The 23,047-nt window shown below is 72.6% G+C and carries 19 protein-coding genes; 8 read left to right on the forward strand and 11 right to left on the reverse strand.

The genetic code is table 11. The annotated features are described in order from the left end of the window. Positions 1–31: 31 nt before the first annotated feature. Positions 32–2,224, reverse strand: coding sequence for an ABC transporter family substrate-binding protein (locus ACZ62B_RS05510; protein ID WP_469689319.1), 2,193 nt, complete (start codon positions 2,222–2,224; stop codon positions 32–34). Positions 2,225–2,514: 290 nt separating this feature from the next. Between ACZ62B_RS05510 and ACZ62B_RS05515 the strand changes: the two genes are divergently transcribed. The 4 genes from ACZ62B_RS05515 to ACZ62B_RS05530 are packed head-to-tail and all read left to right on the forward strand — an operon-like array spanning position 2,515 to position 6,406. Then, a complete protein-coding gene (locus tag ACZ62B_RS05515) occupies positions 2,515–2,808 on the forward strand; it encodes a hypothetical protein (protein ID WP_073932289.1) in 294 nt (97 codons plus the stop codon). Positions 2,809–2,854: 46 nt separating this feature from the next. Beyond that, positions 2,855–3,691 (forward strand): hypothetical protein, encoded by an 837-nt coding sequence (locus ACZ62B_RS05520; protein WP_344565229.1) that lies wholly within the window; start codon positions 2,855–2,857, stop codon positions 3,689–3,691. A 16-nt stretch (positions 3,692–3,707) separates the two neighbouring features. Then, positions 3,708–5,642 carry a fumarate reductase/succinate dehydrogenase flavoprotein subunit gene (locus tag ACZ62B_RS05525; protein ID WP_344565227.1) on the forward strand — a complete coding sequence of 645 codons (1,935 nt, stop codon included), beginning with the start codon at positions 3,708–3,710 and terminating at the stop codon, positions 5,640–5,642. Beyond that, on the forward strand, positions 5,639–6,406 hold the full coding sequence (locus ACZ62B_RS05530) for a succinate dehydrogenase/fumarate reductase iron-sulfur subunit (protein ID WP_468727135.1): 768 nt from the start codon (positions 5,639–5,641) through the stop codon (positions 6,404–6,406). The genes ACZ62B_RS05525 and ACZ62B_RS05530 overlap by 4 nt, the downstream gene beginning before the upstream one ends. Here ACZ62B_RS05530 and ACZ62B_RS05535 read toward each other — a convergent pair. From ACZ62B_RS05535 to ACZ62B_RS05580, 10 genes are all read right to left on the reverse strand, one after another. Then, positions 6,403–7,725, reverse strand: a complete 1,323-nt coding sequence (locus ACZ62B_RS05535) for a hypothetical protein (RefSeq protein WP_469689320.1) — start codon at positions 7,723–7,725, stop codon at positions 6,403–6,405. The genes ACZ62B_RS05530 and ACZ62B_RS05535 overlap by 4 nt on opposite strands. Before the next feature lie 91 nt (positions 7,726–7,816). Then, a complete protein-coding gene (locus ACZ62B_RS05540; protein WP_469689321.1) occupies positions 7,817–8,377 on the reverse strand; it encodes a GNAT family N-acetyltransferase in 561 nt (186 codons plus the stop codon). Positions 8,378–8,411: 34 nt separating this feature from the next. Beyond that, positions 8,412–11,027 carry a SpoIIE family protein phosphatase gene (locus ACZ62B_RS05545; RefSeq protein WP_073932284.1) on the reverse strand — a complete coding sequence of 872 codons (2,616 nt, stop codon included), beginning with the start codon at positions 11,025–11,027 and terminating at the stop codon, positions 8,412–8,414. Between the two features lie 266 nt (positions 11,028–11,293). Next, positions 11,294–11,722 carry an ATP-binding protein gene (locus tag ACZ62B_RS05550; RefSeq protein WP_469689322.1) on the reverse strand — a complete coding sequence of 143 codons (429 nt, stop codon included), beginning with the start codon at positions 11,720–11,722 and terminating at the stop codon, positions 11,294–11,296. A 142-nt stretch (positions 11,723–11,864) separates the two neighbouring features. Further along, the gene (locus ACZ62B_RS05555) at positions 11,865–12,278 is read right to left on the reverse strand and encodes a (deoxy)nucleoside triphosphate pyrophosphohydrolase (protein WP_344565216.1); all 414 of its coding nucleotides are present in this window, start codon (positions 12,276–12,278) and stop codon (positions 11,865–11,867) included. Positions 12,279–12,328: 50 nt separating this feature from the next. Next, entirely contained in the window at positions 12,329–12,517 is a 189-nt protein-coding gene (locus ACZ62B_RS05560; protein WP_344565214.1) for an SPOR domain-containing protein, read from the reverse strand. A 524-nt stretch (positions 12,518–13,041) separates the two neighbouring features. Further along, complete coding sequence (locus ACZ62B_RS05565; protein WP_344565212.1) at positions 13,042–13,794, reverse strand: GntR family transcriptional regulator; 753 nt, start codon at positions 13,792–13,794, stop codon at positions 13,042–13,044. Between the two features lie 147 nt (positions 13,795–13,941). Further along, positions 13,942–15,141: a DUF4190 domain-containing protein gene (locus tag ACZ62B_RS05570; RefSeq protein ID WP_468727145.1), complete on the reverse strand. Its 1,200-nt coding sequence runs from the start codon at positions 15,139–15,141 to the stop codon at positions 13,942–13,944. A gap of 95 nt (positions 15,142–15,236) precedes the next feature. Then, positions 15,237–16,817, reverse strand: a complete 1,581-nt coding sequence (locus tag ACZ62B_RS05575; protein WP_344565208.1) for a S8 family peptidase — start codon at positions 16,815–16,817, stop codon at positions 15,237–15,239. 267 nt (positions 16,818–17,084) lie between these two features. After that, the gene (locus tag ACZ62B_RS05580; RefSeq protein ID WP_344566942.1) at positions 17,085–17,915 is read right to left on the reverse strand and encodes an SDR family NAD(P)-dependent oxidoreductase; all 831 of its coding nucleotides are present in this window, start codon (positions 17,913–17,915) and stop codon (positions 17,085–17,087) included. Between the two features lie 92 nt (positions 17,916–18,007). On the opposite strand from ACZ62B_RS05580, the gene ACZ62B_RS05585 reads away from it, so the two are divergent. The 4 genes from ACZ62B_RS05585 to ACZ62B_RS05600 all read left to right on the forward strand — a co-directional run bounded on the left by ACZ62B_RS05585 (position 18,008) and on the right by ACZ62B_RS05600 (position 23,033). Next, the gene (locus ACZ62B_RS05585; RefSeq protein WP_344566940.1) at positions 18,008–18,940 is read left to right on the forward strand and encodes a LysR family transcriptional regulator; all 933 of its coding nucleotides are present in this window, start codon (positions 18,008–18,010) and stop codon (positions 18,938–18,940) included. 137 nt (positions 18,941–19,077) lie between these two features. Then, entirely contained in the window at positions 19,078–20,349 is a 1,272-nt protein-coding gene (locus ACZ62B_RS05590; protein WP_468880254.1) for a phosphatase PAP2 family protein, read from the forward strand. Between the two features lie 610 nt (positions 20,350–20,959). Beyond that, complete coding sequence (locus tag ACZ62B_RS05595; protein ID WP_344566938.1) at positions 20,960–21,970, forward strand: hypothetical protein; 1,011 nt, start codon at positions 20,960–20,962, stop codon at positions 21,968–21,970. 22 nt (positions 21,971–21,992) lie between these two features. Beyond that, a complete protein-coding gene (locus ACZ62B_RS05600) occupies positions 21,993–23,033 on the forward strand; it encodes a hypothetical protein (RefSeq protein ID WP_344566936.1) in 1,041 nt (346 codons plus the stop codon). Positions 23,034–23,047 lie beyond the last annotated feature (14 nt).

The following is a 23,047-nucleotide window of genomic DNA, read 5'->3' on the forward strand; positions in this document are numbered from 1 at the left end:
GCGGGGTGTGCCGCTTCTCGTTCCTGAGGCGTCAGTCGCCGGCCGACGGCCCGGCGCTCTTCGCGCCCGGCCCCCGCGCCGGCTTCTTCAGGAAGCCCATGTCCTCGTACACCGGTGTACGGAATCCGAACGCGCCGGCGTTGGCCAGGTTCTTGCGGGCGGCGACGAGCTGGGGGCGCTGGTAGAGGGGAATGGAGCCGGCCGCCGCCCAGATGCGGGAGTCCGCCTTGCGGAGCAGGGCGCGGCGCTCGGAGGCGTCGAGCGTGGTGACGGCCTGGTCGAAGAGCTGGTCGACCTGGTCGGTGCCGACGCGGGTGTAGTTCTGCTCCACGTTCAGGGAGCCGTCGGCGGCCGGGACCGGTTTGGCGTAGACGGGGCGGGCGTCGGTGGCGGGGTAGGCGGTCGCGGGCCAGGAGTACAGGGCGAGGTCGTACTCGCCGGACGCGATGTGGTCCTTGAAGTAGCTCTCGTCGTCCACCTTGGTGATCTTCGTGCCGATGCCGATCCGCTCCAGCATCTCCGAGATCCGGCCGGCCACGGTGCGCAGCGTGTCCGAGCCCGGTCCCGAGGGCAGGACGAAGCGGAGGGTGAGCGCCTTGCCGTCCTTGGCGACGCGGGCGTTCTCGGCCCGGGCCGGTGCGGCGGTGCCCTTGGGGGCGTAGGCGCCGGGGGCACCGCCCTGCTTCAGCTGCTTGGTACTGGTACCGGAGTCCCGCGGGGCCTTGTTGTCACCCCCGTCGCCTTCGTCCTCCTCCCCGACGATGTACGTGCCGTCGTCGCCGCCCTCGGACTCGGTCTCCTCCTCGGAGTCCCCACCCTTCTCGCCCTCCGAGCCGGCCGCCTCCTCCCCCTCGTCCTTCTCCTTCTTCACCGGGCCGCCCGGCACCCAGCCGGCGTCCGCGAGCAGCGCCCGCGCCTCCTTGGCGTCCTGCTCGCCGAGGGCGCCGCTGCCGTCGGCGTAGGCGGCCTGGCCGGACAGCGCGAGGTGGCTGCCGAGGGGCTCGGCGGGCAGGCCGAGCGGTTTCAGGACCGTCTCGGCGATGGCCTTGCGGTCCAGTGCGCGGGCCACGGCACGGCGGACCCGCTCGTCGGCGAGGGGGCCGTCGGCGCCGTTGAGGGCGAGCTGGGTGTAGGCGGGCTCCAGTGACTTGCGCACCTCGAAGCCGGTGAGGGCCTTCTGCTGACGGGCGTACTTCGCCATCTTCTTGCGCAGCTTCTTGCGGGCGGAGATCTCCTCGTCGGCGGCCTCCTCGTCGGAGCCGTTGGCGACGGCCCAGGAGCGCAGCGCGTCCGCGGCGGACCGCTCGGCGCCGGGGCCCATCAGGGGGCTGCTCGCGCTCCGCGGCAGCGCGGCGGCGGTGATGCGGCGGACGGCGGCCGGGTCGATCTCGGCCAGGTCGACGGTGCCGGCGCTGAGCGCGGAGATCCGCTCGTCGTGGGGCACGGCCCGCAGCACGATCGTGGAGAGCCTCGCCGGGTCGCCCCACCAGCGCGTGCTGCGGGTGAGGGTGACCTCGTCCTCCTCGGTGTCGACCTCCTTCACCGTGAAGGGCCCGGCGGTGACCTTCAGCTTCTTGCGGGCCCCGTCGTTGAAGGAGTCCGGGGTGCCCATGACCTCCTTCGGGTACAGCGGCGTGAACAGCGACTTCCAGTCGGCGTAGGGACGGCTGAAGGTGACCTTGACCTCGAGGTCGTTCTTGCCCCGCTCGATCTTCTCGATGCGGTCGTAGCCGGCGTTGCGGGCGGTCCAGTAGGCGGTGTCCTTGCCGGACAGGGCGCGCCACTGGGCGACGAAGTCGGCGGCGCCGATCTCGCGGCCGTCGCTCCAGACGGCCTGCTGGTTGAGCCGGTAGAGCACCACCTGTCTGGGCTCGGTGTCGACGACCTCGGCGGACTCCAGGTAGTCGGGGTCGCGCACCGGCCGGCCCCGTCCGTCCATCCGGTACATCGAGGGCAGGACGGCCTGGGCGATCCGGGTGGTGGTGGCGTCGGCGTCCGACTGGAAAGCGTTCAGGGTGTCCGGGACGGTGTCCACGGCCCAGCGCAGGGTGCCCCCGTCGGCGATCCCGGACCGGTCGGCGCGTGCGATGTCCGCGCCCGCGAGCGGCTTGCCCGCCGGGTCCTCGGAGCCGCATCCGGCCAGCGCGGGCACCGCGAGCACGCCAACGGTGAGGAAGGCGAGCGAGCGCAGAGCCGCGCGCGGGCCGACGCCGTCGTGGGACATCTCTGGGTACCTCCGGGAAGCCGCGGGCGTTACGATCACTTTTGGTGGTATTTGGAGCTCATCCGATGTACGCGGCCCACTGAAGAGGAAAGGGTTCGGCAACTCAGGGCGACACGGCGGCCACGGGTGTCAAGCCCACCCGTGCGGCGCAAAGCACCGAAGAGTGCACCCGTACGCCTCGGCCAATCGATGCACATCCCTTCACAGCGCAAGGTGTGACGCGCAACACTCGCAGGCGCATGAACGTTGCCGCCTTGGGCCTGAAGGACCCGCGGAAGTGAGGGCAAGTCATGTCCGTGCACGACGAACTGACATCGGTCCAGCGCTGTCTCGACGACCTGATCCGGTCGGTGGGGCGCCTGGAGAAGGAAATGGGCAGCGGCGGCCTGGAGATGCGCCGCGTCCGCGCCGACACCAATCACCTGCGCGAGAGCGTCGCGCTGCTGCGGGAGACGGCCCCCGCCGTCGCGGCCGCGCAGAAGCGCCCCGATCTCGTGACCATCTCCGACACGCCGTACGACCCCTCGCTGTGGGTGGACACGGACGACGAGGGTCTCGGCGCCCGCGACCGTCGCGCCCCCTGACCCCCCGCCGATCGCGGCGCCCCCCGACCCCTACCGGAGCGGACAAGTGGCCACTGGCACGGAACCTCCTGCCACCGAACCCCATCCCCGAAGCGGCGGTGTGAGAACCGGTACGCGCGCCGCGATCGCCGCACCGCATCTGCGGACCGACCGCTGGTGGCTGGCCCCGGCCGCCACCGCGGCCGGGCTGCTCGCCTTCGTCGTCTACTCGACCTGGCGGGCCTTCGCCGACGCCGACTACTACGCGGCGCCGTACGTCTCACCGTTCTACTCGCCGTGCCTCGCGGAGAACTGCGAGCCGATGAAGGCCGGGCCGAACTGGGAACTGTTCGGAAGCTGGTGGGGCGTCTCGCCGGCGATCATCATCCTGATCTTCCCGCTCGGCTTCCGGCTGACCTGCTACTACTACCGCAAGGCCTACTACCGGGGCTTCTGGGCGTCCCCGCCGGCCTGCGCGGTGGCCGAACCGCACGCCAGGTACACCGGGGAGACCCGCTTCCCGCTGATCCTGCAGAACGTCCACCGGTACTTCTTCTACGCGGCGATCCTGGTCGCCGGCATCCTGACCTACGACACCGTGCTCGCCTTCCGCGACGAGCACTACGCGTGGGGCCACATGGGTCTGGGCACCCTGGTGTTCCTGGTCAACATCGCGCTGATCTGGGCGTACACCATCTCCTGCCACTCCTGCCGGCACATCGTCGGCGGGAAGCTGAAGCACTTCTCCAGGCATCCGGTGCGCTACCGGATGTGGCAGTGGGTGGGCCGGCTGAACGCCCGGCACATGCAGCTCGCCTGGGCCTCGCTGCTGAGCGTGGCGCTCGCCGACTTCTACGTCTACCTCGTCGCGTCCGGTGTCTTCGACGATCCGCGCTTCTTCTAGCTGGGGGCTGTGACTGATGTCCGTGGTCGACCGACAGGAGTGGGACGTCGTCGTGGTCGGGGCCGGCGGCGCGGGCCTGCGCGCCGCCATCGAGGCGCGCGAGCGGGGCGCCCGTACGGCCGTGATCTGCAAGTCGCTGTTCGGCAAGGCGCACACCGTGATGGCCGAGGGCGGCATCGCGGCGGCGATGGGCAACGCCAACGCCGGGGACGACTGGCAGGTCCACTTCCGCGACACCATGCGCGGCGGGAAGTTCCTCAACCAGTGGCGGATGGCCGAGCTGCACGCCCAGGAGGCGCCGCAGCGGGTGTGGGAGCTGGAGACCTGGGGCGCGCTGTTCGACCGTACGAAGGACGGCCGGATCTCGCAGCGCAACTTCGGCGGCCACGAGTACCCGCGCCTGGCGCACGTGGGCGACCGCACCGGCCTGGAGCTGATCCGCACCCTCCAGCAGAAGATCGTCGCCCTCCAGCAGGAGGACTTCCGCGAGACCGGGGAGTACGAGTCCCGGCTGAAGGTCTTCCAGGAGTGCACGGTCACGCGCGTGCTGAAGGACGGCGAGCGGGTCTCGGGGGTCTTCGGGTACGAGCGCGAGTCCGGCCGCTTCTTCGTCCTGGAGGCGCCCGCCGTGGTGATCGCGACCGGCGGCATCGGCAAGTCGTTCAAGGTCACGTCGAACTCGTGGGAGTACACCGGCGACGGGCACGCGCTGGCGCTGCTGGCCGGGGCCCCGCTGCTGAACATGGAGTTCGTGCAGTTCCACCCGACGGGGATGGTCTGGCCGCCGTCGGTGAAGGGCATCCTCGTCACCGAGTCGGTGCGCGGGGACGGCGGGGTGCTGCGCAACTCCGAGGGCAAGCGGTTCATGTTCGACTACATCCCGGACGTCTTCAAGGAGAAGTACGCCGAGTCCGAGGACGAGGGCGACCGCTGGTACGACGACCCGGACCACAACCGGCGCCCGCCCGAACTGCTCCCCCGCGACGAGGTGGCCCGCGCGATCAACGCCGAGGTGAAGGCGGGCCGCGGCTCCCCGCACGGCGGGGTCTTCCTGGACGTGTCCACGCGGATGCCGGCCGAGGTCGTCAAGCGACGGCTGCCGTCGATGTACCACCAGTTCAAGGAGCTGGCGGACGTCGACATCACGGCGGAGGCGATGGAGGTCGGTCCGACCTGTCACTACGTGATGGGCGGCATCGCCGTCGACTCCGACTCGGCGGCGGCGCGCGGGGTGCCGGGGCTGTTCGCGGCCGGCGAGGTGGCCGGCGGGATGCACGGCTCCAACCGGCTCGGCGGGAACTCCCTGTCCGACCTGCTGGTCTTCGGACGCCGGGCGGGCCTGCACGCGGCCGAGTACGCGAGCGGGGCCGGGTCCGCGCGGCCCCGGGTGGACGACGTACAGGTCGACACGGCCGCCGCGGAGGCCCTGCGCCCGTTCTCCGCGGAGGGCGCCGAGCCGGACGGGGGGCCGCCGGAGAACCCGTACACCCTGCACCAGGAGCTCCAGCAGACGATGAACGACCTGGTCGGCATCATCCGCCGCGAGCACGAGATGGAGCAGGCCCTGGAGAAACTCGCCGAGCTGCGGGTACGGGCCCGCCGGGCCGGCGTCGAGGGGCACCGGCAGTTCAATCCGGGCTGGCACCTCGCCCTGGACCTGAGGAACATGCTGCTGGTCAGCGAGTGCGTGGCCCGGGCGGCGCTGGAGCGCACCGAGTCGCGCGGCGGGCACACCCGTGAGGACCACTCCGGGATGGACCGGTCCTGGCGCAACGTGAACCTGCTGTGCGCGCTGGCCGAACCCGCGGAGGGCGTCCCGGCCACCGACGCGGCGCGCGGCGGGATCGCCCTCACCCGCGAGACCACCGAACCCATCCGCCCCGACCTGCTCGCCCTCTTCGAGAAGGAGGAGCTGGTCAAGTACCTCGCCGAAGAGGAGCTCTACGAGTGAGCAGCTACGAGGCCCGCTTCAAGGTGTGGCGCGGGGACGTCGAGGGCGGCGGCCTGGAGGACTTCGAGGTCGAGGTGAACGACGGCGAGGTGGTCCTCGACATCATCCACCGCCTCCAGGCCACCCAGGCCCCCGACCTCGCCGTGCGCTGGAACTGCAAGGCCGGCAAGTGCGGCTCGTGCTCGGCGGAGATCAACGGGCGGCCCCGGCTGCTGTGCATGACCCGGATGTCGGTGTTCGAGCGGGACGAGACGATCACCGTGACGCCGCTGCGGGCCTTCCCGGTGATCCGCGACCTGGTGACGGACGTCGGCTTCAACTACACCAAGGCCAGGGAGGTCCCGGCGTTCGTCCCGCCGGAAGGGGTCGGTCCGGGCGAGTACCGGATGATGCAGGAGGACGTGGACCGGTCGCAGGAGTTCCGCAAGTGCATCGAGTGCTTCCTGTGTCAGGACACCTGCCATGTGGTCCGCGACCACGAGGAGAACAAGCCGGCGTTCGCCGGACCGCGCTTCCTGATGCGGGTCGCGGAACTCGACATGCACCCGCTGGACGCGGCCGGGGACGCCGGCCTGGACCGGAGCCGCACGGCCCAGGACGAACACGGCCTCGGCTACTGCAACATCACCAAGTGCTGTACGGAGGTCTGCCCCGAGGGGATCAGGATCACGGACAACGCGCTGATCCCCATGAAGGAACGGGCGGTGGACCGCAAGTACGACCCGCTGGTGTGGCTGGGCTCGAAGATCAGACGCCGGTCCTAACGGACCCAGCCCTCCCGGTACTCCTTCCAGTTCGTCTCCGTCGCCGCGAAGTCGATGTACGGGGCGACGCCGAAGAGCTCCCGGTCGGGGTCCGTCCGGGAGAGGCCGAGGCGGGCGCCGCGGACGGCGGCGGCGACGGTCTCGGCGTGGCCCCAGTGGTCGAAGTTGCTCTCGTGGTAGAAGGGCAGGCCGATCAGCAGGTGGGTGGTGGGCGGGGTGACCTCCAGGGCGAGGGAGGTCTGCTGGGCCACGAAGCCGCCGTAGGTGCCCTCCAGGGGCTGTGCGGTGTCGTACGTCATCACGGCGATCTGGTCGACGCGCCGGGCGACCTGGCCGAAGAACTCCTGCGACCACCACTTGGGGTGTTCGGTGAAGACGCCGAAGACGGAGTGGAGGGCGGGGAGCGGGTCGATCTGGTGCGCGGCGACCGACAGTCGGGCGCCCCGGTCACGGGTGACGGCGCGCAGGTCGTCCAGGAGGGAGAGGTAGTCCCGGTCGCCGGAGTGCAGCGGCTCCAGGTCGAGGTGGACGCCGTCGTAGCCCACGTCCAGGACCTGACCGGCGCTGCGGACCACTTCCGCGCGGGTGGCGGCACGGTCCAGGTGCAGGCCGTCGGGGCCCCCGTTGGCGAGGACGTCACCGAGGAAGGCCTGGACGCGGACACCCGGCAGCTCGCGGTGCACGGCGTCGATCAGCCAACGGGCGCGCGGGTACTTGGACTTCGGCAGGGTCCCGTCGTGCTCCAGCGGCCCGGAGTGGACGTACAGGTCACGGATCCCGGTGTCCTCGAGGCGGCGGGCCAGCGCGGTGACGTCGGCGTCCTTCTTCCGCCCGTCGACCCAGGCGTGCCCCAGCCACATGGCGTCCCGGTCGCGGGTGTACGTGCCGTCCGCCGGGTCTCCCATGTAGTTGATCCGCAGGGCGGTCCCGGCGGCGAGGAGGGGGACGATCAGGAGGAGCGCGACCGCGAGGACGGTGCGTCCGGCCCGGCGGACCCAGGGTCTGCGGCGTGCACCGGTCCGCCCGTCGGGGGCCGCCGCGGAGTCACCGCCGGCCGGCTCCCGCGGGGAGGCCGCGTCGTCCTCGTCGCCCGCTCCGACCGGCCCCGGCGGGGAAGCCTCACCCGGTGCGCCCGTCGGCTCGGCACCCGAGGGCGCGCCGGGTGGTGAGCCGCCCTCGGCCGTGCTCCGCCGGGGAGCCTCGTCACTCGCGTCGTCCGGGGCACTCATGCCGACCGGCTCCGGTGCGGCGTCGGGGGCCGGTTCCGGGGACGGGGCGTCCTCCGTGGTCGCCGGCTCCTGCGGCTCCGTGCGGTCCATGCCGGCTCCCCTTCGAGCGTCGACTCCCGATGGGCAGCCGCGTGGTCGATGTTGAGGAGGAGGACGAGGGGAACGGGTGTTCCGGTTGCGATCATGTGGCGCGGGACGCCCTCCGTATGTGCCGGTGGCCGTCGAGGGGGAAGGCCGGCGGGGCGGCGGGGAGCAGGCCGGACAGGACGAAGCCGCTCTTCCCGGCGACCCGGCAGGAGGCCGTGTTGTCGACCTGGTGCAGCAGGTCCAGGCGGGTCAGGCCCTCCCGGGCGAAGGTGGCGAAGGCCCAGTCGGCCAGGGCCGTCAGGGCTCGCGGGGCCACTCCCCTGCCCCGTGCGTGGGCCGCCGTCCAGTAGCCGACCTCGGCCGTGGCGGCGGTCGCGGCCGACCGTTTGAGCACGACATGGCCCGCCGGCCGGGCGTCGGACGCCTCCGTCTCCTCCACGGCGAACGCGAGGCGTTCGCCGGTCTCCCGGCCGCGCCGCTGCTCGGCCACCCAGCGCGCCGCGCCCGGCTCGTCGTGCACGGGCGCGCTCGCCCACCGGCGCATCGCCTCGTCCTCGTACAACCCGGCCAGGACGACCGCGTCCTCGGGCGCCCAGGGGCGCAGGGTGAGGGGGCCGGCCGTCAGGCGGACCGGGGTGACCCGAGCGGTGGACATGGCGCGAGCGTATACGCGCCGCGCCGACGGGCCGTCAGAACAGGCTCAGCAGCGCCTCCGCCGGGTCGGTGAGGGTGGTGTCGGTGCCGGGGAGGGGGAGTTCGAACCAGACCGTCTTGCCGCGGGGGGTGCGGCGGGATCCCCAGGCCGCGCTGAGCAGACCGACGAGCTGGAGGCCCCGGCCGCCCTCGTCGGTGTCGCGGGCGCGGCGGCGGCGGGGCTGGACCAGGCCCGCGTCCCAGACCTCGCAGACCAGGGTGCGGTCGAGGAGGAGACGGAGTCTGATCTCCCCCTCGCCGTACCGCAGGGCGTTGGTGACCAGCTCGCTGACCAGGAGTTCCGTGGTGTCGACCAGGGGCTCCATGTCCCAGCCGAGCAGCTGCGCGCGGGCGTACTCGCGGGCGCGGCCCACGCTGCGGGGCTCGCGGGGCAGGGTCCAGTCGCCGACGGACTCGGCGGGCAGTCCCTGGACGCGGGCCATCAGCAGGGCGATGTCGTCCTCGCCGTGGTGGGTGTCGAGGGTGTTGAGGACGTGGTCGCAGACGTCCTCCAGGGGTGCGGAGGGGTCCCTCAGGGCGTGCACGAAGGCCTGGAGGCCCTCGTCGAGGGGGTGGTCGCGGCTTTCGACCAGTCCATCCGTGTAGAGCGCGAGAAGGGCGCCTTCGGGCAGTTCGACCTCCACCTCCTCGAAGGGTTCGCCGCCGACGCCGAGCGGCATTCCGGGCGGTACGTCCAGCATCAGCGCGGGCTCGCCGGGTTCGACCAGGACGGGCGGCAGATGGCCCGCGTTGGCGAAGGTGCAGCGCCTGGTCACCGAGTCGTAGACGGCGTAGACGCAGGTCGCCAGGTAGACCTCGGAGAGGTCGGCCTCGCGGGGGCGGCGGGCGGCCCGGGTGGCCTGCTGGACGCCTCCGGGGGCGCCGAGGCCCCGGGCGATCTCGTCCAACTGGGAGAGGACCTCGGCGGGTTCCAGGTCGAGCTGGGCCAGGGTCCGTACGGCGGTGCGCAGTTCGCCCATCGCGACGGCCGCGCGCAGACCGCGCCCCATGACGTCGCCGACGACCAGCGCGGTGCGGTGGCCGGGCAGTTCGATGACGTCGAACCAGTCGCCGCCGACCTCGCTGGGCCGGCCGGTGGCCACGCTGCCGGGCAGGTAGCGGCAGGCGATGTCGAGACCGGAGGCCTCGGGGTCGCCGGGCGGGAGCAGCGAGCGCTGCAGTATCAACGCGCGTTCGTGCTCACGCCGGTAGAGGCGGGCGTTGTCGATGCAGACGGCGGCGCGGGCGGCCAGTTCCACCGCGAGTTCGCGGTCGCGGTCGCCGAACGGCTCGCTGCCCTTGGTGCGGGCGAACTGCGCGAGTCCCACGACCGTGTCGTGGGCGACCATCGGCACGGCGAGCGTGGACTGCACCAGGCCGCCGTCCCCGCCGGGGACGCTCTGCGGGCGGGCGGTGCGCAGGGCGTCCGCGCAGGGCGAGTTGAACGGGTAGTGGTGGACCGCGCCCAGCTTCACCGGCTCCCCGGTGACGCTGAACGGCGCGTCGGACACGGCGCTGGCGAAGGCGACGCGACGCACCTCCGCGCTGCCGTCGGCGAGCCCCGGCGGGGTCTCGTCACCGGCCAGCAGGCCCTGGTACAGGTCGACGGTGGCCAGGTCGCAGAAGCCGGGGACGACGACGTCGAGGAGTTCGCGGGCGGTGGTCTCCAGGTCCAGGGAGTTGCCGATCCGGGCGCCCGCCTCGTTGAGGAGGGCGAGATTGCGCCGTGCGGCGGCGGCCTCCCGGGCGGCCGCGCGGCGGGCGGTGATGTCGGTTCCGAGCCAGGCGACGCCGATGGGCCGGCCGCTGCCGCTGTGCACGCGGTAGAGGTTGACGGACCAGTGGCGGCGCTCGTCGGAGCCCGGCACGAAGCCCGTGACGTGCATGTCCGTGATGGAGTCGCCGGACTCCAGGACCCGGCGCAGGGTCGCGGCGACCCGCTCGGCCTCCCCGCGCGGCAGGTAGTCGTGCACGCCCTTGCCGCGGTGGTCGGCGGGGGTGCCGCCGAAGATGGACGCGAACCGCTGGTTGGCGCGGCGTACCCGCAGGTCGGGGTCGATCAGCAGGAAGCCGAACGGAGATTGGCCGAATATGGCCTGCGAGGCGGCGAGGTCGGTCTCGATACGGCGCAGGGTGCGGACGTCGACGACGATGCAGACGGCGGCCTTCTCCCCCTCCTCGGTCCGCGTCGGCATGACGTAGACCTCGGCGAGGCCCTCCCGGTCGCGCTCGTCCGCCACCATGGTGGCCGGCAGCCGGAAGGGCACCACTCCGGTCCACTCCCGGCCGTCGAGGATCTCGGCCATCTTGCGCTGGCCGCGCTCCCGCCGGACGGGCTCGATGAACGCCTCGATGGGGTCCGTGCCGACGGCGCGCTCGGCGGGGATGCCGAAGATCTGCTCGGCGCGCAGGCTCCACTGGTCGACCAGCCCGTCCGGGCCGATGGAGAACGAGGCGACCTTGATGTAGTCGTAGATGGAGCCGGGCGGACTGCTCTGCCACATCGCGTCGGCGGACGGGGCATCGCCGAAGACGGGGCCGTCCGCGGCCCCACTCCTCGCGCCGCCCGACGAGTCCTCGGACTCCGTGGCCTTCGCTGGTATCTCGCTCACGCGAACCGTCCCCTCCAGCTCACCGCGCCCGGCACCGGTCACCGGGGGCGGCTGCCCGCAGTATCCAGCACTACGGCGCCGCACAACACGGTGTTCACGATCACAGCACGGTCCCGATGCTTTTCGGTCCGCGCCGTGAGAACACTTCCAGTCTTCTAACCAGCGGACACGTCGTCGAACCCCCCTCTTCGACAACCTCCACGGTCCCGAACCGGTCACTCGACGGAAGTGGCGGGCACGTACACCGTGAACGGGCGTGCGACCCCTCATCTCGGCACCGCGAGTTCGAACCACACGGTCTTGCCGACGGCGCCCGGCCGGGTGCCCCAGCGATGGGAGGCGGAGGCCAGCAGTTGCAGCCCGCGCCCGCCCTCGTCCTCGGGCTGGGCGGCGCGTTCGTGCGGGGGCTCGGGGAGGGGGTCGGAGACCTCCACCAGGAGGACACCGGTGTGGTCCGCGGGGCGTGTCAGGCGTACGCCGACGGGGGCGGTGGCGTGCCGCAGGGCGTTGGTGACCAGTTCGCTGACCAGCAGGGCCGCGAGGTCGCCGACGCTGTCGAGGTCCCAGAGCCGCAGTTGGTCACGGACGGCGCGGCGGGCGGCGCGCACGGTTCCCAGGTCCGCGGAGAAGGTCCAGGCGGCATGGTCGCCGTCGGTGTCGCTCACGCGGATCACTTCCCCGTCGAGGGAGTCCACCCATGTCCGGTTTCATGGGGTTAATGGGCACATACCCGATATCCCGGACGGAGTACCGCGCCCGACGGCGCATCGTGGCACGAGCGGCGCGGAAAGGTGCCCACGCACCGTCACCCCTGCCTCCGCACGCCGGACTCACGCTTCACACGCCCTCCCGGAGGCCGAGGTGCGTGAGGGTGTCGCGGACGGCGGGCACGTCGTGGTCGAGCCAGTCGACGTCCCAGATCAGGTCGGGGGTGAGCCAGCGCAGCTCGTCGTGGTCCTCCAGGGGCCGGGGCGCGGCGGAGCCGGGGCGCAGGCGTGCGGTCCACACCCGCATCACGTACGGCGTCCGCAGCGGCCACTCCCCCGGGACGCGCTCCACGGCCTCGGCGTCGATCCCGAGCTCCTCGCGCAACTCCCGCACGACGGCCGCCTCGGGGGTCTCGCCCGGTTCGACCTTGCCGCCGGGCAGCTCCCAGCGCCCGGCCAGTTCGGCGGGTGCGCTCCGGCGGGCGGCGAGCAGCCGCCCCTCGTGCCACAGGGCCGCACCGACCACCACGATCCGCTCGCTCACGCACCGGAGCCTACGGGAGGTGCGGGCAGGGGCCCGCCGGCGGTCCCGGGTCAGTCGGCGGACGTCCCGTTCCGGCTGATCCGCTCGACCCAGTAGAGCTGCTTGTGTCCGCGCCCGTCGAGGCTGTCCGCGATCCTCTCGGCCTCGGCGCGGGTCGCGTACCTGCCCACCCGGTAGCGATTGCCGTTGTCGTCCTGACGTACGACGAGCCAGGGAAGAGTCACCGTGCCGTCGTTCATCGCTCCCCTCCACTTCCCGTCCGCGGCCGGTGCCGCGCCCCGCCCGATAAGGAAACCCCAGTCCGCATATGCCCGAGCCTACGCCTTACCTTCACTGAGCGAATACGCCTTTTCACAAAGAGGCACGCAACCAGCCAGAACGCAGGGGGCGCACGGCGGCGGACGCGCCGTGCGGGAAGGCCGACACGTCCGGTCAGCGGCATGACCCCCGGCGCACCGCGCTCCGGGGGCGACCTGGGAGAACGGCCAGATTGCTACGGCACGGGAGGCGACGACGCCACGGGCGGAGCGCCGGAGCGGAGGCGAACCGGGGGCGCGGAAGGGCGCGCGAAGGCGCGCGAGGATCACCCGGTAGGGGTCCCGGCGGGAGCACGGAGGGCCGAGGGCCGGGCCCACGACGGTTTTCCCCGAGGGGCGCAAGGGGCTCCACCGGAAGCGCGGGAGCACCGAGGGCCAGGGGCGCGGCGGACGCCCCCGGAGGAGGAGGGAGCGGCGGGACGGGCCCGTCCCGCCCTCCGGGTTCGCTACTTCACCGGGAGGTGGTAGGCGGCCCGGTAGCGGTCGGCCGGGATGATCACGTCGGCGGTCTCGACCGGCCGGCCCGAGGCGAAGTAGGTGCGCTCGATGACCAGGACGACATGCCCGGGGACGCCGCCCAGCAGCACCAGCTCCTCGGCGAGTCCGGGACGCGCGCCGACCTCCTCGGTGACGTTGTCCACGATCACGTCGATGGCGCGCATGCGCTCGACGACGCCCATGCCGCCGAGGGGCCCCTCCTCGGGCAGCATCACGGGGGTCCGGCCGGTGAGGGCGAGCGGCTCCCAGGAGGTGGAGAGCATCACCGGCTCACCGGCCTCCCGGAAGAGGTACTTGGTGCGCATCACCCGGTCGCCGGGCTCGATGCCGAGCCGCTCGGCGACGGCGCCGGGGGCCTCGGCCTGCTCGCTGCTGGACTCCCAGGTGCCCCGGACGCCCGCGTCGGCCTGCTCCTGACGGAACGGCGTGGCCCCCCGCTCCGGACGGAACCCGGAGCGGGCCACCCGCCGGGGCACCGGACGCTCGCGCACATACGTCCCCGAGCCGGAGCGGCCCTCGACGAGCCCCTCCGCCATGAGGACCTTGCGCGCCTCCAGCGCGACCGTGTCCGAGACGCCGTACTCCTCGCGGATCCTCGCCTGGGAGGGGAGCCGCGTGTGCGGCGGCAGGCGGCCGTCGACGATCTTCTTGCGGAGATCACCCGCGACACGCAGGTACGCCGGCTGCTCACCGAATGTCACGGGCCACTCCCATCAGGTTGTACAGACAGCAACAGCGTGGCAACCGTAGGTTGTATCCGGCAAGCAAAGGCCAGAGAATCACTCGATGTGATGACATCTGCCGGGTGAGGGCTTTACGCAGGCACTTTCTCCCCGCTATGGCGGCTCTCACACCTTCATTCCGCCGTCGCCGGTGTCGCGCTCGACCTCCTCGTCGTACTCGGGCGGCGTGGAGGCCAGCCCCAGGGCATGGCGCGCGGTGACCGAGGCGTAGGGGTCGGTCACGTCCCAGCCCGCGTCGGTGTGCTCGATGTACGTGTCCGCGTCGTCGGCCTCGGCGGCCTTCGCCCACGCCCCTTCCGCCTCCTCCAGGTCGGCGGCGAGGTCCCCCACCGCCTGTTCGGCAGCGGCGGGCCACTCGTGCGCACGCAGCATCCGGGCCTCCTCGGCGAGCGCGTCCGCGACCTTCGCCGCCCACTGCGTGTGTTCCGGCAGGTCGTCCTCGGGGTACTCCGACTCGGGGGTCTCCTCCAGCGCCGCGTCGAGGACCGCCTCGGCCTCCAGATAGGCCAGTTGGTGCGCGTCGAGAGTGGTCTCGTCCCGGCGCAGCGACCCCGTGAGGGTCTTCTGCGGGTCCTGGTTGCCGAAGACGCAAGTGATCTCGCGGTCGCCGAAGCGCCAGCTCTCCCGGGACGGGACGAGGTGGTACACGTTCACGGTGGCGGGCAGCGCCCAGCCGTCCATGACGTAGGCGTCCTGGAGGTCGTAGCACCGCTCGTCGGCGGTGTCGGTGAGACCGTCGTCGCCCGGATAGCGGTCGCCGGGGAGGCGGACGACGGCGAAGACCTCACCGTCGTGCTCCCGCGCGCAGGACACCCGGTCGGCGTCGGCGGTCCAGCCCTCCAGCCCGCCGGGCGAGTCGAAGCACTCGCCCTCGGCCAGGGCGAGGACGCTGTTTCCGCGCGTCCCGTCCTTGACGCCCTCCCAGACGTCGCTCAGGACGCCGGAGGCGAGGGCCGCCGTCCACAGCGCGAGCCCGAGCGAGGACAGCGCGGTCCCGGCGATCGCCATCCCCCGCCCCCGCTCCCCCCGCCGCTTGATCTGCCGCAGCGCGACCAGCCCCAGCACCAGCCCGACGGCCGGCACCAGGCACAGCACGCCGAACACCAGGGCGGCGACGGCGACACCGTTGACGACGGCCGGCGGCCGGGGACCGTACGGCCCGTAGAGCCCGTACGGCGCGGGACCGGGCCCGCCTCCGTAGGTGAACCGCGGCGGCGGATACGGGAACCGGCCCTGGGGAGCGGGGGATTGACCCTGGGGGCCCTGAGGTTCCTGCGGGGGCCCGTGGGGCGGAGGTATGGACACGAGCCGCATCGTAGGCGCGGGACGGCGTGCCTCGTCCCCGGGGAGCCCCTTCCCCGGGGACGAGGGTCATGCGCGGTGAGCGGTGTCCTCCGGTGCTAGAACTGCAGCGCCCAGCCGTTCAGCCGCCCGCTGTCCCACCACGCGTTGTCGCTGACGCGCAGCTTCCAGGTGCCGTTGGCCGTCTCCGCGGAGGCGTCGACGGTGTAGGTGGTGTCGATGTCGTTCGCGCTGCCGCCGGTGCCGTACGACTTCAGCGTGTACGCCGTGCCGTCGGGGGCGATCAGCTGGACCTGGAGGTCGCCGATGTAGGTGTGGGTGATGTCGACGTCGACGGCCAGGTTCGAGGGCGCGTTGCCCGAGACGCCGGAGACGGTCACCGGGGACTCGACGGTGGAGTTGTCGGAGACGGTGTAGTCGTCGGTGTTCTCGAAACGGTCACCGGTCGGGGGCGGGGTGGTGTCCCCCTCGCCGACGTACAGCAGGCGGTTCGGTGATCCGCTGCCCGGGTTGCCGACGACGCCGGTGGTGGCGGCGGAGGTCAGCGCGGAGGAGACCTGGGCGGGGGTGGCCGAGGGGTTGTCGGCCAGGTGGAGGGCGGCGGCCCCGGCGACGTGCGGGCTCGCCATGGACGTGCCGGAGATGGTGTTGGTGGCCGTGTCGCTGGTGCGCCAGGCGGAGGTGATGGAGGAGCCCGGCGCGAAGACGTCCAGGACGGAGCCGTAGTTGGAGTAGCTGGCGCGCGAGTCGCCGGACGTGGTGGCGCCGACGGTGATCGCCTCGGTCACCCGGGCCGGGGACTTGGTGGAGGCGTCGGTGGACTCGTTGCCGGCCGCGACGACGAAGGTGATGCCGGAGGCCACGGCGTTGCGCACGGCCGCGTCGAGGGCGCTGTCGGCGCCGCCGCCGAGGGACATGTTGGCGACGGCCGGCTTGGCCGCGTTCCGCGCCACCCAGTCGATGCCGGCGACGACCTGGGCGGTGGTGCCGGAGCCGGAGTTGTTGAGCACCCGGACGCCGACGACCTTCGCCTTCTTCGCCACGCCGAAGGAACTGCCCGCGACCGTGCCGGCGACGTGGGTGCCGTGGCCGTGGCCGTCCTGGGCGGTGTTGTCGTCGTCGATCGCGTCGTAGCCGTAGGAGGCCCGGCCGCCGAAGTCGTCGTGGGTGATGCGGACGCCGGTGTCGATGACGTAGGCCGTCACGCCCTCCCCGGCCGAATCCGGGTAGGTGTACGAGTCGTTCAGCGGGAGGTTTTGCTGGTCGATCCGGTCCAGGCCCCAGGACGGCGGGTTCGGCTGGGTGCCGGTGGCGTGGAAGGTGCGGTTCTGCACCACGGAGGCGACGGCCGGGTCGGCGGCGAGGCGTTTCGCCTCGGTCTCGGAGGCCTCGACCTCGTAGCCGTTCAGGGCCTTGGTGTACGTGCGCTCGATGTCGGCGCCGTACTTCTTCGCCAGGGCGCGGCCCTCGGCGGAGCCGGAGCGGGCCTCGTCCGCCTTCAGGGTCACGATGTAGCTGCCGGCGACGGCGTTCGCGGCGCCCGCGTACTGGATGCGGCCTTCGGGGGCGGCCGGGGCCGCGCCCGCGGGGAGGGCGGAGACGAGACTCGTGACGAGGGCCGCGGTGGTCGCGGCGCCGAGGGCGGCCAGTCTTCGCCGGGGGTGACGCATCACTGCCATGTGAGGGTTCCTCCTCAGTCGGTGGTGCGTGTGCTGTGGGGGTGCCGTGCTGTCGACGCACACGCCGCGCGGGTGGCGAGGCGAACCAGCCACTGACAGGATCATGTCAAACGTAATGGCCGAGTCCGTGCGTCAGCCGAAAGATTGAGGGTTCCACAGGAATAACACAAGGGCCCTGCACCGACGTTATGGCCGCGTCCCCGACGGCACGACGACGGGCGGCCCGCCCTCCCACGGGCGGGCCGCCCGGTTCCGCACGGGCCCGGGTCAGTCGTCGAAGGCCGTGGCGCGGGCGGGCTTCTCCCAGGCCAGGACCTCCGCGCGGACCTGGTCGAGGTGCGCGAGGATCCCGTCGACACCGTCGGCGCCGAGCGGCAGCCGCAGGGGGGTGTCCGGCGCCTCCAGGGCGGCCAGGATCACGTCCGCCGCCCTCGCGGGATCGCCGGGCTGGGTGCCGTCACCGCCGGCGACGGCGGAACGGGTCTCGCCGACCTTGGCGTAAAGGCCGCTGTCCGGGCTGACCCCGGCCCGGCTCGTCTCGAACAGGCCGGTCCGGAACGACCCCGGCTCGACGATCAGCACCTTGACGCCGAACTCCCGCACCTCGTCCGCGAGCGCCTCCGACATGCCCTCCAGCGCGAACTTGGTTCCGCTGTACGCCGCGAAACCGGCGAAGGACAACTGCCCGCCCATGCTGCTCATCTGCACGATCGCCCCCGAGCGCCGCTCCCGCATGCCCGGCAGCACGGCCCGCACCAGTGCGGCGGGGCCGAGGACGTGCACGTCGAACAGCTCGCGCAGCTCGTCGTCGGTGGTCTCCTCGAACGCCCCGACATGGGTCCGGCCCGCGTTGTTGACCAGGACGTCGATCCGGCCGTGCCGCGCCACCACGTCCCGCACCGCGGCCTCGGCGTCCTCGACGTCGGCCACGTCCAGGCGCAGCGACTCCACCTGGTCGGGGTGGGCGGCGACCAGGTCGTCCAGCAGCTCGGGCCGGCGGACCGCGCCGATCACCACATCGCCGTCGGCGAGGGCCGCCTCGGCGATCGCCCGCCCGAACCCGCTGCTCGCGCCCGTGATCAGCCACACCTTGTTCATCCCGGCTCCTCGTGCCTCGGCTGCCCTTCGGTCTGTGCGAACCACCCTGCCGCCGGGGCGGGTCGCCCGTCCAAGACCTACGCTGACAACCGATGGTTATGAGGACGGACGTTCACCTGCGGGATCTGCGCTACTTCCTGGCCGTGGCGGAGGAGCTGCACTTCACCCGTGCGGCCGAGCGCGTGTACGTGTCACAGCCCGCGCTGAGCAAGCAGATACGCGCGCTGGAGCGGCAACTGGGCGTCGAGCTGTTCCGGCGCGACCGGCGGGGCGTGGCGCTCACCGCCGCCGGTACGGCACTGCTGCCGCACGCCCGGCGCGTACTGGAGGGCTGGGAGGAGGCGGCCACGGCGGTGGAGCGGGCGCGGGCCGCACAGCGCAGCACGCTGGTCGTGGGCATGAGCACCAGCCCCGGCCGCGGCGGCCTGCTCCCGGCGATCCGCTCCCGCTTCACCGCCGCGTACCCGGACGCCGCGGTCCGGCTGCGGCAGGTCGGCTGGGAGGACCCGACGGCGGGGCTCGCGGGCGGCGAGGCGGACGTGGCGTTCGTCTGGCTGCCGCTGCCCGACGCCGGCCGCTACGACTGGACGGTGGTCGCCGAGGAGCCGCGCCTGGTCGCCCTCCCCGAGACGCACCCCCTGGCCGCCCGTACGGACCTCACGCTCGCGGACCTCGCCGGCGAACCGTTCCTGGCGCTGCCCCCGAGCGCGGGCGTCCTGCGCGACCACTGGCTCGCCCTCGACGAACGCCCCGGCGGCCCGCTCCGCGTCGGCGCGGAGATCGCCGGCACGGAGGAGACCTACGAGGCCCTGGTGGCCGGCCTCGGCATCTGCCTGGTGGCCGCGGGCAACGCCCCCCTGATCTCCCTCGGCGGCGTCACGACCCGCCCGGTCCACGGCCTCTCCCCGAGCCGGTACGTCCTGGCCTGGCGGGTGGAGGACGGCTCCCGTCCCCTGGTCCGGGGGTACGCGGAGGCGTGCCGCCGGGCGACGGGGCGGCCGCGGTCCGGGCGAGGGCGGCCCTGACCCACATCGGGTCCACAGGGTGCCGCTAGCATGTGCGGACTCAGGACGACCACCTGATCACCCGATCTTCACCCATAGACCAGGCAGTGAAAACGGAACCAAGCCGGATACCGGCGCACCTACGTCAGCCGCGGGCGATGCTGTGGGCGGCCGCGGGTGCGGCGACCCTCGGATTCCTCATGGCGCTGGAATTCACCGCGCGCGGTTACGGCCTGCCGGGGCCGATCACCCACCACGCGCGCGAGGTGGTCTTCGCCCCCGATTCGGGACCGCTGCTGTACGCCGGTCTCGCGCTGGCGATGGTGGTGCTCACCTGGCGGCAGCGGCTCGTCGCGGCGGGCACGGCGATCGGCGTCGACGTCGTCTTCTTCCTGGTGCGGTGGGCGGCCGGCGCCGAGATGAACTTCGGCAACGGCGCGCTGTGGGTGGTCCTGGGCATCGCGGTCGTCGCCGTCACCCGCCGTACCGGGCCGGAACGCCTGCTGCTGCTGAAGGGCACCGGTCTCGGCCTGCTCCTGGTGGCCGGTCACAAGACGGGCGACACCTGGCTGCTCATCACCTCGAAGACCCGCCCGACGGTGCTCGACCCGTACGTCGCGCTCGCCGACCGCGCGCTGGGCGACCCGTCGTGGCTGGCCGGCCGGATCGTCGAGGCGACGGAACCGATCGGCCCCTTCCTTCTCCACGTGGTCTACGGCCAGCTCCCGCTGGCGGCGGCGCTCGTCGGGCTGTACCAGCTGCGCCACGTGGCGGTGGAGCGCCGCTTCCCGGCCCACCACCTGGTGCGCACCTTCCTGGTCATCGGCCTGCTCGGACCGGCCGTCTACATGGTCTTCCCGGTCGTCGGGCCGGTCTACGCCTACGGCGCCGACGGCGGCCCGTGGGCGGTGGGCCATCTGTGGCCGGACACGCTGCCGTCCATCGGCACCCCGCTCCCGATCCCGTTCGACGGGATCACCCCGCGCAACTGCATGCCCAGCCTGCACACCGCGTGGGCCGTCACCCTCTTCGTCCACACCCGCAAGGGCTCGCGGGCGATGCGCTGGGCGGGCACGTTCTGGCTGGTCGCCACCCTCTCGGCGACGCTGGGCTTCGGCTACCACTACGGCGTGGACCTCGTCGCCGGCGTGGTGTTCGCGCTCACGGTCGAGGCGGCGATGCGCTCGCTCGCACGCGGCTGGGACCGGTCGGCCACCTGGCTGGTCGCCCACGGCACGACGGTGTTCACCGTGCTCCTGGTGTCGTACCGCTGGCTGCCGCAGCGGATGGCCGAGTACCCGTGGGCGTTCGGCCCCCTCACCGTCCTGGCGATGATCTCGGTGATCTACGGCTATGCGCGCACCACCGCGCTGTGGGAGACGGCGACCGCACCGGAGCGGCGACGGGGACCACAACCGGAACTCGCCTGAGCGGCGTGACGTGACGTCAGGCACCGGTCGGCATCGACGACACCGGCCCGGTTCCCGGGGACCTGCTGCTCGGTGGAACCGAGGACGACTCGACACATTCGCAAGAACCAGCAAAACTTTCGAGTGAAACGGCGCGCGAGTTCCCGCTCCACCCGGGCGGGCGCCCGGGGAGACGACCACCCCTCACCCTCCGACGCGGCACCCGCATCGACATCCTCACCAGGTTGACCTGGGCTCAACTCCGGTACAAGCCAAATCATATGACTTTTATTGACCGGTACCGGGGGGACTGGCATGATGCTGAATGCCAGGCGAACAGTCGAATGTCATCCGCATCGACCTCGAATGTTTCGCCTACCGGGTCCCGCAGGACCCGTCTGCTCGTTGTTTCCGCGCGCCTCGCCGGAGATCGCCCAATGGCGGGAATCCCCGGCGCGCGTCGCGAAGGGCATCCGCACATCGTCGTGCACGGCCCGACTGAGCCCACCCCCACCACGGCGCCGCCGTCCCGCGTGACGGACCGAACCCGCCGGAGTACGGCACTCCCAGCTCCGGCGTCCGCGGCGAAGGCGTCGCCGAACGGAGGTTTACGCTGTTGTCCGTCGACCAGATGACCGAGTTACCGGGCCTGGACCGGATCCGCACCCGGGACCCCAACAACCACCTGCACTGCCGCAAGTCCCAGCTCCTCGCGTATGTCGGCGGCCGCACCCCCTGGTCCGACCTGCTGATGTACCGGGCCCTGGGCTCCACTTCGGCCGTCCACCGCCACTGCCACCTGCGCGGCGGGGACCGCTGGGCGTTCGACACCCCCTACGTGAACGACGACGACCTGCGCCTGCTCGGCTTCGAGGTGTTCTCGGCCGGGACCGTGGACCTGGCCCGCTTCGAGTCCGGCCTGACCGACTTCCTCGCCGCGGGACAGCCGGTGTTCTTCTACGCGCCCCGGCACCACTTCCCCCACTGGGTGGAGTTCATGCGCCGGGTCGGCACGCTCCCCGAGGAGTACCGGCTCCTGCACTCGTTCCTCGTCTGCGGGGCGAACGGCACCGACGTCCTGCTGGCCGACAACACCGCCGACGACCACGAGTACTTCCCGCTGACCGTGGGGTGGGACGTGCTGCGCGACGGCTACGCCCGGGAACCCGAACGCTGGTTCACCGGCTGCGCCACCGTCCGGCAGGTGGCCGAGCCCGACCGGAACGGGTTCGAGGACGCCTACCGCGCGTTCCTGGCCGGCTTCCGCGACGGCTTCGAGCTCTACGACGTCATCGGCGACAACCTCGTCGTGGAACGCACGTCGGTCGCCGCCGCCTATCGCGCGCCCGGCGTCAACAGCATGGCGCTGCTGGCCGGTTCGCGGACCCTGTTCTGCCGGTTCCTGGCGCTCACCGAGCACAGCGAGCGGGTCCGCGCCGCCTACGCCCGCGTCGCACAGCTGGCCACCGTGCTGTCGGACCGGGTCACCGCCTTCCAGGCCGGGCTGCCCGCCCTGCCGGCGGACCGGATCCGCCACGGCCTCACGCAGCTGCGGCTGCGCGAACAGCGGGCGGCACGGCTCCTCGTCGACGAGGCGGCCGCCCTCCCGCAGATCCTGCCGACTCCGGCCAGTGGCCGGTAATCGCCTCACACGGGGAAGAGAAGTGCGACGGTTATACCTGTTCAGCGGCATGGCGGGCGTACAGGGCCCGCCGCTCGCCGCACTGCGGGCGCTGTACGCGCGGCCGGAGAACGCGCGGTACTTCACCGCCGCGGCCGAGGCGGTGGCGCGCGTGCTCGACCACGTCGGCGCGGACGCCTACCGCCGGGAGCTGCCCGGCGGCATCCCGCTGACCGCCTGGCTGCGCGGCGACCCGCCGGACGCGGGCGCCCTGGAACACTCCATCGTGGACGGCCTGTGCGCCCACATCTACCAACTGTGCCTGCTGCAGCCCGCCGTCGGCCGCGCGGACGGCGACCGGTCCGCGCCGGTGGCCGCCATCGGCCACAGCCTGGGCCTGATCGGCGCGATGGTCGCGGGACTGAGGGTGACCGGCCGCCGGCAGTACACGGCGCTCTGCCACGACATGATCGCGATGACCGCGCTGGCGCTGATCCGCTGCCATCAGCTGACACCGCCGCGGAAGGGCGCGGCCACCCCGATGGCGGCCGTGACGGGCGTGCCGGCCGAGGAGCTGCGCGCGCTGGTGACGGACTCCCCGGTGCACCTGGCCCTCGCGAACTCCGGCCGCTCGCACGTGCTGGCCGGGAACCCGGCCGACCTCGCCGGCTTCCGGGCGAGGCACGCGCGGCGACTGGCCGAGCCGGGGGTGGGGTGGACCCACCTGCGCAGCACCGCGCCGTTCCACACGCCGCTCCTGGAGCCGGCGGTGCGCGCGACGCTGGAGGAACGGCACTTCATGACGTTCCCGCTCACCGGCGACCGGCTGGCCGTACCGGTGTACGTCGCCGACGCGCCGGTCAACCTCCAGCACCGCGGTGACCTGTTGCCGGACGTCCTCGCCCACGCGGTGTGCCGCCCGCTGGACTGGCCCGGCACGGTCCGCGCCGCGGTCGAGGACTGCCGGCCCGACCAGATAGTCGACTTCGGACCGGGCCCGTCGGCCCGGGTGTTCACCCGGGAGACCCTGCGCGGCGGCCACCACGGCCTGCGCTACCGCAGCGTCCCCGCACCGACCGCTTGAGTGAAGGAGCGTAC

This window comes from Streptomyces sp. NPDC053426 (genome assembly GCF_055585405.1).